This window comes from Paenibacillus sp. V4I5 (genome assembly GCF_030817255.1).
Lineage (GTDB): Bacteria > Bacillota > Bacilli > Paenibacillales > NBRC-103111 > Paenibacillus_E.
This window is the reverse complement of record NZ_JAUSZB010000002.1, coordinates 5286224-5298499: the sequence shown is the minus strand read 5'-3', so window position 1 is coordinate 5298499 and position 12276 is coordinate 5286224. Positions and strand designations below refer to the sequence as shown.

The window sequence follows — 12276 nt, the reverse complement described above, 5'->3', positions numbered from 1 at the left end:
TTTAGCCACCTTCCTCACCCCCGATCACTGCTGCGTGGAGCATCCAAATCCCGTCTGCTTTCTCCTCTACCCCTACACCAAGCTCATACACCTTAGCACCTCGTAAGAAGGTCGCCTTCACCCGACATCCGAACGCTTTCCCTACATAAGGGCTATGTTTATGGCGGTAAAGCAAATCACTCTCCTGAAGAGAGTAGCCCAGCTTCATATCCACTAGAGCTAAATCAGCATCCGCGCCTAAAGCGATTTCACCTTTGCGGGGATGCAGGCCAAACCGCTTGGCTGGCTCAAGGGATAGCATCCGCGACAACATAGGCAGCGGCACCTCTCTGCGTAGGTAGCCTTCGTCCAGCATAAGCTCCAGCGAGCTTTGTGCGCCGGATATCCCGCCCCACGCCTCGAAGAAATCCCCTTCCTTCATATGAGTAGGGCATGGCGAATGATCTGAGGCGAGAATGTCCAATTGCCCATCTGCCAGCACCGCCCACAGCCGAGCTTGATCTTCCGATGTGCGCAGCGGAGGCGCACACTTGGCAACCGCACCAAGCCGCTCCAAATCGGCGCTAGTAAGCACTAAGTAATGCGGGCACGTTTCTACCGTGACGTCCAGCCCTTTAGCCTTCGCCTCCGTGATGGCCTGCACAGCTTCAACGCTGCTGATATGCACGAAGTGCAGCTTGCAGCCCGTTTGCTCAGCGTAGAACAGTGCGCGGTTCACCGCCTCAAGCTCAGCTGCAATCGGTCTCGTCGCAACGAAGTTGAGCGCCCCGCGTCTGCCTTCCGCAAGTGCTTGCGCAGCCAGCTTGGATACGATCTCATCGCTTTCGGCATGAAGTGCAAGCACTAGCCCCAAGCGGGAAATTTCCTTCATCCCTTCGTAAAGAGTCAGGTCGTCCACCTCAACGAAAATATCTTCCCCTTCTCCGCCAGGACAAGACATGAACGCCTTAAATCCAATGACGCCAGCTTCCGCCAGCTCTTGAAGATTGCCCACATTGCCGGGAACAAGTCCGCCCCACAGGGCATAATCCACTACAGATTCGCCTTCAGCTGCTGCCAGCTTGCGTTCAAGTGCGCTCAAGCGAACGGTGGGAGGCACGCCATTCAGCGGCATGTCGATATAGGTCGTGCATCCGCCAGCCGCAAGCGCCGCGGATCCGGTAGCAAACCCTTCCCAGTGACCAAGTGCTGGTTCATTGAAATGAACATGTGCGTCAACCATCCCCGGCATAATGTGCAAATGCTCCGCATCATAGACAGGTGTATCCTCCGAGTATACGAGGTTTTCGCCTAGCGCAGCAATTTTGCCACCTTGAATACCGATGTCTAACTGGCGTACTTCATCTCTCAGGACTACAGTACCTTTCCGAATTACGAGGTCAAATTGATTAGTCATACGAATCCTCCCTCGGAGTCATTCATGCTCAGCCATCCTGTCAGCGTTAACTTCCTCGATATGTGTTATATCCCCATGGTGCGATTAGCAGCGGCACATGATAATGAGCATCTTGAGTCGATATACCAAAACGAACCGGTACTTGATCCAGAAACGCTGGCTCTGCAAGGTTAGTCGAGATTCTTCTGAAATAATCACCTATATGAAAGACCAGCTCGTAAACTCCCGGTGTCAAATCATCCTCACTAAGCATTGGCCCCTGAAGGCGACCATCCGCATTCGTAACCTCCGAGCGAAGCAGTTCTGAGCGCCCGTCTTGGAGGCGAAACAAATCAATCCTCACTCCACTAGCCGGTCGTCCACTGCTAATATCCAGTACGTGCGATGTTAAACCAGCGCTCATAGGCCCTCCAGGTCACTCTTTGTCATGGAAAAGCCTTGGAAACCATAAGGCGGTCTAGGCTCTGTAAACACCTTGCCCTCACCAACGGATGCTTGCTCCAAAATCGTTTCCCACGTACGATTATTAGATTCAAAACGAATTTCTTTTAATTGAGGGAAACGAATGAGCGAGCGCTGCCCAATTCGATAAATAAGATTTTGGATCGACGGTGAATGCTGCTCATGGAATACGGTATGCGCAATATCACGAATTTGCTCAGCAGCCACATAGCGTCCGAGGTCAGAGTCTAGGGCATCCGCCACTTCTTCATAACTCCAAGCAATATCTAAGAAAATAAATAAAGGACGGTCAAAAGATTCCGGAAGCGTCGTATACTCATCTCGAACGAAGCCCGCGAAGGAACTTCCTTTTACTTTAATCAGCTTCAAATCAGCGATGCCGCCCGCATGTTCCACTACAGCAATCCCCTCATCCATGCGCACGACTTCAACCAGTGCGGTCGGATGTTCATTTTGCGAATAACGGTAAACCAGATCACTGCCGGCGAATCCTTTTACCCCAGGAACAGGCAGCACTTCAAAAGAAACTTGATCTGCTGTCATCCTCACACCCGTCATTTGTGGGTACGTCTCTAGGAAGCGGCGGCCGGTGAACTCCAGAAACCCTTCAGCTGTAGCGCCTTCATATTCTCCGGCTTTGCGCAGAATGAAATTTTTCATCGAATCCGTAGCAACAACCATCGAGTTGTCCCCTTCGGTAAAAGAAGTGAAGAACTTCTCACCGCTAACCGCCACTTTGATATTCATTCCGAACAACACATTATCTCGTCCGGTGAAACCCGATTCCGGTATTAACGTCAGATTCGTCAGCGGCTTCGCATAGGAACGATATACCCATACATCACCTTTGCCGTAATACATGATTCTCTCTGATCCGTTCGCTTGTTTCATCGCTTTCGCCTCCGCTTCATTGATTAACACAGCTTCTAGGCGAAACCGCCCAATTTTACAAACCTCCTGCAATGCTTTCCCCAGCTCTTCTTCCTTATCTCGGTGTATCCGAGTGCGAATCGCTTCTCGAATGGTCTCTTTGGTCTGGCCTTTGATCGCCATTATAAAAGGAAATTCAAAGGCATCCGTATACTGCTTGTTGTAGGCTAGAAATTGCTCATATTCTTCAGCTGTTAATTGGTTCAAACCGGCCCCGGACTGCTCCTGAACAGAATGATCGGTCATCCGCACTCGCGTTCCTAAATCTGGATGCGCTCTAAGCAATGCTAGCTGCTCCATCCGATCAGCACGCCAAACCTCTCGTTCCAAAGCACTGATCAACTCCTGCTCCGTTGCAAAAGGCTGCGAGCTCCATGCCCGCTCTGCCACCCAAGGTGAGTGTTCAAATAGAGGGCCGAACATATTAATGAAATCTTCCTGATTCAATTCATTCACTTTATGCAGCGTCAGCTTCACTACCCGTCACCTCTATTTCTATGAAAATCTAACCATTCATTATCAAGATTTGTTTCATTGTAAATCCGCTGTGTATCATGGTCAATTTATATGAATAAAGTTTGTAAACTTTCATAACATCAGTAACTTTTTTTGTGAGCTTGCACCTTTTCATATCATCATGCAAAAAAATACACCTCGGCTCTTTGGTTCATAGGGCAGCTTAACGCTTCCATTTGACCATTTTCAGCTGAGGTGCATGCTTGTTATCATTACTTGGCGATTACGAATGCATGGTTCCTTCTTTGCGGTACTGATTTGGCGCTATGCCTACTACTTTTTTAAATGCTGTACTGAAATAATGTTGGGAGTCATAGCCTACTTTTTCGGAAATCTCAATAATCGTCATATCCGTTGTGCTCAAGTAATGAATTGCATGATTAATTCGCGTATGAGTAAGTAAATTCACAAAAGGAATACCTAATTCTTGTTTAAATATTCTTCCCAAATAGACAGGTGATACCTTCATTTCATTGGCGATCATTTCCAACGTGATCTCAGGGTTGCTATATCTCTGTGCAATGAAATCCTTCGCCAGACGAACAAAAGGAGACAGATGGGCTTCTTTATATAAGGAAGTTCTCGCTTGCTGGTACATGTTAGAAACACCTGTAACGCCTTCTATGCCCGTCAGGAATTGAGAAGCTATGGTTATTTTCAAATACGTTTGCACAGCTGCATCCATTTTCTCGATAGCATCGGCTGGCACCGGATCCCATAATAGTACAACCAGCATCCCCAAATGATCTCGAAATTTGACCAGCGTGTAGGGAGATAACAGCTCTTCAACGATATTCTCAATGGCAAACAAGTATAGCTGACGGTCTCTTTCTGATAAAAGCTCCTTACCTCTTGAATTCCCGGACCATTGAATAACGCCTAGCGTACTCGGCGCTCGATCGGGTATTTTGAGAAACGCAAGCTGCTCTCTAATCTCAACCTCACTAAGTCCCCCATCCATCCATTCCAGGCAGAAGCGTTCTCTTAATAGCGAGAAGTTCCTTTCGATCTGTTTGGAAGCCATTTGCAAATGCTCCTCTTTCTCTAAGGAAGAAGCCATCTGCTTCGTTATTTTGGTTAGAACATCGGCAAGCTGCGCGGGATTCACTGGTTTGAGGATATAATCGTCCACATTCATACGAATGGCTGCTTGTGCATAGGTAAACTCATCATGTCCGGTTATGATGATGATCTTGCAATCCGGAAGCTCCTCACGCATATGTTTGATCAATGACATACCGTTCATTATGGGCATATTGAGATCAACAAGCAGGATATGAACACTATGCTTACGTGCCAGCTCTAAGGCCTCTTCACCGTCCTCAGCCTCTGCCACAACCTCCAGGCCAAGCTGCTGCCAATTCAATGAACTTAGTATTCCTTCGCGTATGATCGATTCATCATCTGCAATCAATACTTTCCAGGGCGGACTTACGATCATACGGACACCTCTCTTTTTAACACAGGATGTGTAATCGTTACGGTTGTTCCCTCTCCCCTTATGCTTTCAATGGATACCCCATAAGCATCTCCGAAGCTGATCACAATTCGTTCATGTACATTCGTTAATCCATACCCCTCACCCGATTGAGGATTTGTTACTATAAATGATGATTCCTGCTCGCTTACATGCGGCGTATCCTGCTTATATTCACTTGCTGCCGGATTCGATTTAGAAGCAGCAGCTTCCAAGGTTCGTCTTAAGCGTTCCAGCTTTTCCTCGGACATTCCAGCTCCGTTATCGCGAATGGTGATAACCACTCTTTCATTCTCATTCCGAGCGTGTATGTCGATATTACCAGGTCCACGGCGCTCTTTAATCCCATGATAGATAGCATTCTCGACAATCGGTTGAAGAATCAACTTGAGCACATAAAGCTGATGGAGCGAAGGGTCAATGACAATGGAATAATTCAATTTTTCCTTGTACCTTGTTTTTTGAATGATGAGATAGCTCTTCACGTGCTCGAATTCTTCCATAAGCGAAATGACCTCATTCCCCTTGCTAAGACCAATTCGAAATAGTCTCGATAGGGAATCGACCACTTCTGTCACTTCATGCGCCCCGCTTTTACGAGCTAACCATAGAATCGTATCGAGTGTGTTGTATAAAAAATGCGGCTTAATTTGCGCTTGCAGACTTCGCAGTTCCGCTTCCCTCTTCTGCCGCTGCTCCTTTTCGACCAAACCGATCAGCTTCGTAATTTGCATCAGCATATGGTTGAAGCTTCGCCCCAGCATGCCCACTTCATCTGTTCTTTTGTCCTTGAAACGTATAGATAGATTACCATCCTCTGCTCTTCTCATGAATGACGTTAGCTGCCAAATGGGGAAAGAGATGGTGTAGGATAAATAATAGGAAGCCGCAATACCGAGCAAGCATACAACGAAAACAAACATGATCAAATAAAGGCGGATTTCTCTGACCTCTCGAACCGACTCTTGCGTTGAAAATACCCCCACCGTCGTCCAATTCGTAAAAGCGGATTTCCGATAAATGAACTGCATATAGGTGCCATCGATCGTTTTTGAAAATGTACCCGCGGGATTCTCATCAATCCAACTTCGCTGAAACTTGCTCACAAAGGGATGCTCCGGTGTATAGATACTTTCACCTTTATCATCAATGACCATCAAGTAGCCCGATTTCCCTAAACTTACGTCCTGCACGGTTTCTGCGATGACTCTAAGCTTTAAATCAATTAAGATGACACCTTTAACCGCTTGGGTTTCGGGATCCAGAATCGCTCTGACCACAGAGACAATATCCTCATCCTTATAGTCAACGTGCGTGGTGACATTTCTTCCAGAGGGATGACCCACGATACTGAATATCCCCTTATGATCAACAGCTTCCTTATACCAACCTTCTTCGGTTAGACTCCGGGTTGTTCTGGCATACATTTCGTTACTGATGTAATCCCCCTTTGCATTCACCACCAAGATACCCGCCACTTCCGAGTACAGGGTTGTAAATCCTTGAAGGAATATCCGCATATCGTAGGCTTCTGAGGGTTGGATGGCGGGCTCACCACTTAGAAACCGCTTCACTTGTGGGTTAAAGGAAGTGAAATAGGTAATATTCTGCAAATTCCCCGCATAAGCTTCAAGCGATTTATTCACATTTCCGATTAATTGAGACGTATGCTCATTAACCTGTTTTTCGATAATCCGATCTGTCGCTAACGCGATCAGAATACCCAAACAAATAGCAGGCAAAATGCTAATTAGTAAGAAGTGCATGATTAACTTATAACGGATTGGCCAGTTATTCAGTGTAATCCATTTGAACATCTTCATGCGCTTCACCTCATCATTCGCCTCTAAGCTGTCATTTGGCATAATAGATATCGACATTTTCTTTCGTTACGATTGTAATTCCCGTATCCACATAGGTAGGAACAAGCGGCTCCTTGGCATTTTGCAGAGGTAAATGCGATTTCTGGGCCTCCTTTTGAAGATGGAGCAAATGCATCAGCGACCAATACCCCATATTCCAGGTACCTTGCGCAAGCGTTGCCGAAATCGTCTCGTTCTTTACCATATCGAGCGTCCCTTTATCCGTATCAAATCCAATAATTTTCACTCGAGAAAGCCGATTCAAGCCTTTCACTGCATTACCTACACCCACACCGCCATTGGCCTCAGTGGCAAATATACCGTTCAAATCCGGATGATCCTTGAGAACTTTAACCGCAATCCGTTCGGATGCCAATTGATCCCCCTTACCATCTTCTATCGCAATAATTTGAAGATCTGGGTAACTGCTTCTGATCGTATCCTGAAATCCGGCCATTCGATCCTGATGATTCAGTTGATTAGGCAGTGTAATAATCGCAAGCTTACCATTGGTCCCGGTCAATTCTGCCATTTTATGAGCTGCGCTTACGCCAGCATTATAATTATTCGTTCCCAGAAAAGAGTAAGCTTTACTCTTAGGTGCGCCAGAATCGAATAATACGACAGGTATGCCTGCTTCGACAGCTTTATTAATGGTCACAACCAGTGCGTTTGGATTGATCGCCGAGACCGCAATACCTGCCGGCTTCTTAGCGATTACCTGTTCCAATACGGTTATCTCTTCGTAGACATCGTACTGTGTAGCACCCCGGTACTCAACGGAAACATTCAATAGCTTCGCGGCATCTTCGAAGCCTTTGAGGCAACTTTTCCAATAATCAATGCCGGACTGGAAGTTGACCATCACATACTTCTCTTCGATTTTTCCTTGGAGACCACGATTCATTTGCTTAAGCGATTGATCCGTAGGCTCCCTGTATTGATAAAAATAAAGGAAAAGCAAAAAAGTTGCGATTAGTATCGCATACACCATCAACAGCTTTTTCATACTTGTTCCTCCTATAACCTTTTTCAGGCAGATGAGCCCTATATGACATTCGATCTTAATTGAAATCTACCAATTAATTCATCTAATTCTTCCGCCATCCCGCTTAAAATGTTAGCAGAAGAAACGATTTCTTCCATGCTCCCTAATTGCTCTTCCATGTTAATGGACACATCTCTCGTACCTGAAGCTGTATGCTTGGCCACTACTTCTATCGAACGAAGAACCTCTAGAGCCGTTTGCGACTTCTGAGAAATGTCAGCGGATTGCAGGGATACTTGGCTAATTTGCTCGCTAACCTCTTCGATTTCTTTTTTTATTCGTTCAAACGCCACGTTCGCTTCATTTACAACTGAAATCCCTGTGCTCACCTCTTGTGAACCTGCCTCACAGGAATGTACGACTTCAACCATTTCCTCTTGAATAGCATTCACCAATCTCGCTACTTCATCTGCAGCCTCTGTTGTTTGCTTAGATAAATGACGAACTTCTTGCGCAACAACCGCGAAGCCCTTGCCTGCTTCACCTGCTCTAGCCGCTTCAATCGATGCGTTAAGTGCAAGCAAATTGGTTTGCCTGGAAATATTGGCAATAAGATCGTTCGCCGCGAGGACATGCATAACGTGAGTTCCTAAGCGCTGTACGGATTCCGAAAGCACTTTCATTTTATAATAAATGGCGTTCATTTGGCTAATGGATAAATCGATAGAATCCGTCCCCCTACTAACAGCTGCCAATGCGTGAGACGACGTTTCATTCGTTAATTCCGTAATCTTGGCAATTTGCAATACGGAATGATCCATCTGCGTAAGGAAAGAGACACCCGTCATCATTTGCTGTACCTGAGATTCCGAACCTGCGGATATCTCTTGCACAACCGTCGTAATTTGCTCCGACGCTTGGCTCAAGTGCTCGGAGTTGCCGCTGAGCTCTTCCGCTGCTGCCGATACATGCTTTGCATGATAGTCAACCTGGCTAATGATTTTATACAAATTGCCTTTCATTTGATTGAAAGCCTCCGCCAAGTCATGAAGCTCATCGCGGCTGCGGACTCTAATATCTCGGCCCGTTAAATCACAAGAAGCTATATCTCTCGCCGCTTTAACAATCATCCTAAGAGGGGCGATAATCATTCTGGACACCATCCATCCTATGGCTAACGCGATCACTAAAGCCGTGATGCTTACCCATATGAGCTTGTAAATGGTTTGATCCATCATATTGCCATTTTCCACTTTCCTCAATTCCATGATGCTCTTTTGCTTTTTCTGAATCTTCTCAGCAAGCTTGGTTAAATTTTGAGTGAGGGGTACGGTCCTTTGAAAACTGGATTTCGTCTTCTCAAGATCATGCACCAATCCGGCAATCGTCTCGATAGACTCACCCATTACCTTAAAGTAAGTTTGATCTTCCGCATTCTCGTCGATACCCTTGATGTCTTGCACCAAAGCAGAAAGCTTCTGATTACTTTCGAGAACAGATTGAACTTTCTCCGGAGAAGGATCAATGACATAGCTGGACATAAGGCTATACTGCAATTGTGTTTGGTATTGGATATCCGAAGCAAGCTGCAGAATCATGGCATTATGATTTAACAAATTCACATAAGATAGATTGATTTTTTTCAGAAAATAGTAAGATAATCCGCTAGTCACTGCGACCAATAAAGCGATAACCACAAAGGCTATCATAAGCTTTGAACGCAAAGAAAGAGAGAGCACCTTGAAGGGATTGCTTCTTAGCCATGTCATACGTTTACTCATCATTTTATCCCCCACTCCGTAGGTTAAGCCGCAAATAAGACCCTCCCCTTCAGGAAAAGTCTTATTTGATCTATTGCCTGGATGTCATCCGACTAAGCAGTTTTGGATTTATTGTAAATATCAAAACCTACCGCAAATAACAGCACCAAGCCCTTGATACCTTGCTGCCAGTCAATACCAAGACCGACTAAGGACATCCCGTTGTTCATGACACCCATCACTAGTCCACCGATGAGAGCACCAATAACCGTACCGATTCCGCCAGTCGCGGAAGCACCGCCAATGAAGACAGCAGCGATAGCATCCAGCTCAAAGTTCACACCTGCTTTAGGCGTAGCCGCATTTAATCTTGCCGCAAATACGAGACCGGATAGCGCTGCCATTACCCCCATATTTACGAACACCCAGAAAGTGACATGTTTCGTTTTGATTCCTGATAATTTAGCCGCTTTTTCACTTCCGCCGAGCGCATAAATATGGCGTCCCATGACCGTTTTATTCATGACGAAGGTATAAATAACAACGAGCACAAACAAAAGAATCAGGATGTTAGGAATACCCTCATAGCTAGCCAGTACATATGTGAATACGTTAATGATCCCAACCATCACAACAATTTTGGCTATCAGGAATCCCATTGGCATGACATCGAATTTATATTTGAGTTGACTCTTTCTTTTTCTAAGTTCGCTCCACACCAAAATAAGGGATAATACAACTCCGACGACCAGTGTAGTGTTATGCAAAGTGCTTCCATTTAATACATCAGGAATAAAGCCAGAGCTGATTTTCTGAAAAGTCTTCGGAAATGGCGCGATAGACATCCCGTTCAAAACGATCATCGTCAACCCCCGGAAGAGGAGCATCCCCGCCAGTGTAACGATAAAGGATGGAATTCTCACATAAGCGACCCAAAAGCCCTGCCAAGCCCCAACCAATGCTCCAATGACCAAAGAAATGATGACTGCTAAGACAAAAGGAACTTTCAAATCGACCATCAAAACGGCGGATACTGCTCCTACAAAAGCGGCTACAGATCCTACAGAAAGGTCGATATTTCCAGTGATAATGACCAATAACATGCCTATAGCCAGCACCAAAATGTAACTATTTTGCAAAATCAAATTCGTTACATTCAGAGATTTCAACAGAACCCCATCCGTCATAATTTGAAAAAATACCGTAATCAAAACTAGCGCAATAATCATGCCATATTGTCGGATATTGCTTTTGAACATTTTACTCAGTGTTTCCATGCATGTGTCCCCCTGCTCTCGTTATGCATTTCATGATTTCTTCCTGTGAAGCTTCCTCTTTACTTAATTCGCCAACCATTTTCCCCTCATTCATCACGTAAACACGGTCACACATCCCTAGAATTTCGGGAAGCTCCGAGGAAATAAGCAGGATCCCTTTGCCCTCCATCGCTAATTGATTGATGATCGTATAAATCTCATATTTGGCTCCAACATCGATACCCCGTGTTGGCTCATCAAGAATAAGAATATCCGGCTCTGAAAAGATCCATTTGCTTAAAACAACCTTCTGTTGATTGCCACCGCTCAAATTCCCTGTTTTCTGTAGAATGCTCGGTGTTTTAATATTCATCTTTTGCCGAAAGCTTTCCGCATGGACAATTTCTTCATTCTCGTTAACGACCTTATTTTTCGAAATCTTATCCAGTCTTGCCAGCGTTATGTTTCTTTTAATATCATCAATCAAGATTAACCCATAGTTCTTACGGTCTTCCGTTACATATGCCACACCATGATTAATGGCCTTGTCAATCGTTGGCAGGTGAATTTCCTTGCCATCTTTATATAAATGACCGCTGATTTTCTTCCCATAGGATTTGCCGAAAATACTCATTGCCAGTTCCGTTCTACCTGCTCCCATTAACCCGGCAATACCGACAATTTCACCTTTACGAATGTTCAAATTTACTTGATCGATGACTTTACGATTGTCTTGCAGAGGATGATAGACATTCCAATCCTTTACTTCAAACAACGTCTCGCCGATTTGCGGCTCCCTGATTGGATAACGATGTGTTAAATCCCGGCCCACCATGCCTTTAATAATGCGGTCTTCGGTAATCTGGTCTTTTCTCATATCCAACGTTTCTATGGTTTGACCATCCCTAAGAATGGTAATGGAATCTGCCACCTTAGAAATTTCATTTAATTTGTGGGAAATCAGAATGGAAGAGATCCCTTGTTTCTTAAATTCCAACAATAAATTCAGCAGATTATCGCTATCCTCTTCATTTAGGGCAGCTGTAGGTTCATCCAAGATCAGCAGCTTCACCTTCTTTGATAACGCTTTTGCAATTTCCACCAATTGCTGCTTGCCGACACCAATATTGAGCGTCAAGGTCGTAGGCTGCTCACTTAATCCAACCTTTTGCAGCAATTCCCTCGTCTTCATAATGGTTTCGTTCCAATTGATGATCCCTCGTGAAGCTTGTTCATTCCCCAAAAAGATATTTTCTGCAATCGATAAATAAGGAATAAGAGCTAATTCTTGGTGAATAATGACGATTCCCAGATTTTCGCTTTGTTTGATATCCTTGAACTCACATACTTGACCCTTGAATAAAATATCGCCATCATAGGACCCGTGTGGATATACGCCGCTTAATACTTTCATAAGCGTTGACTTGCCTGCACCATTCTCACCAAGCAAGGCGTGAATCTCACCTTCTTGAACACGTAAATTCACATTACTGAGCGCTTTCACACCCGGAAATGTTTTCGTAATATTTTTCATTTCCAATATGGCATCCGACATGCGATCACCAAGCCTTCCATGTAATAAATGATCTAGCGATAGTCATACTCGGCTATCACTAGATCATTTAGGCA

Annotated in this window: 9 protein-coding genes; all 9 read right to left on the bottom strand. The window is 45.0% G+C overall.

The genetic code is table 11. From position 1 onward, the window contains the following. Position 1: 1 nt before the first annotated feature. Positions 2-1396, bottom strand: a complete 1395-nt coding sequence (locus QFZ78_RS26150; protein WP_307551911.1) for an allantoinase — start codon at positions 1394-1396, stop codon at positions 2-4. Positions 1397-1442: 46 nt separating this feature from the next. Continuing rightward, positions 1443-1799 carry a hydroxyisourate hydrolase gene (gene uraH, locus QFZ78_RS26145; protein ID WP_307551909.1) on the bottom strand — a complete coding sequence of 119 codons (357 nt, stop codon included), beginning with the start codon at positions 1797-1799 and terminating at the stop codon, positions 1443-1445. Beyond that, positions 1796-3265: a factor-independent urate hydroxylase gene (gene pucL / locus QFZ78_RS26140; RefSeq protein ID WP_307551906.1), complete on the bottom strand. Its 1470-nt coding sequence runs from the start codon at positions 3263-3265 to the stop codon at positions 1796-1798. The genes uraH and pucL overlap by 4 nt, the downstream gene beginning before the upstream one ends. Positions 3266-3527: 262 nt before the next feature. Then, the gene (locus QFZ78_RS26135; protein WP_307551904.1) at positions 3528-4745 is read right to left on the bottom strand and encodes a response regulator; all 1218 of its coding nucleotides are present in this window, start codon (positions 4743-4745) and stop codon (positions 3528-3530) included. Continuing rightward, complete coding sequence (locus QFZ78_RS26130; RefSeq protein ID WP_307551902.1) at positions 4742-6604, bottom strand: cache domain-containing sensor histidine kinase; 1863 nt, start codon at positions 6602-6604, stop codon at positions 4742-4744. Before QFZ78_RS26130 ends, QFZ78_RS26135 begins: the two co-directional genes overlap by 4 nt. Before the next feature lie 31 nt (positions 6605-6635). Further along, positions 6636-7652 (bottom strand): substrate-binding domain-containing protein, encoded by a 1017-nt coding sequence (locus tag QFZ78_RS26125; protein ID WP_307551900.1) that lies wholly within the window; start codon positions 7650-7652, stop codon positions 6636-6638. Between the two features lie 38 nt (positions 7653-7690). Beyond that, on the bottom strand, positions 7691-9415 hold the full coding sequence (locus QFZ78_RS26120; RefSeq protein WP_307551898.1) for a methyl-accepting chemotaxis protein: 1725 nt from the start codon (positions 9413-9415) through the stop codon (positions 7691-7693). An 89-nt stretch (positions 9416-9504) separates the two neighbouring features. Then, positions 9505-10668, bottom strand: coding sequence for a multiple monosaccharide ABC transporter permease (gene mmsB / locus QFZ78_RS26115; protein ID WP_307551896.1), 1164 nt, complete (start codon positions 10666-10668; stop codon positions 9505-9507). After that, positions 10652-12202 carry a multiple monosaccharide ABC transporter ATP-binding protein gene (gene mmsA / locus QFZ78_RS26110; RefSeq protein ID WP_307551894.1) on the bottom strand — a complete coding sequence of 517 codons (1551 nt, stop codon included), beginning with the start codon at positions 12200-12202 and terminating at the stop codon, positions 10652-10654. The genes mmsB and mmsA overlap by 17 nt, the downstream gene beginning before the upstream one ends. Between the last annotated feature and the right edge of the window lie 74 nt (positions 12203-12276).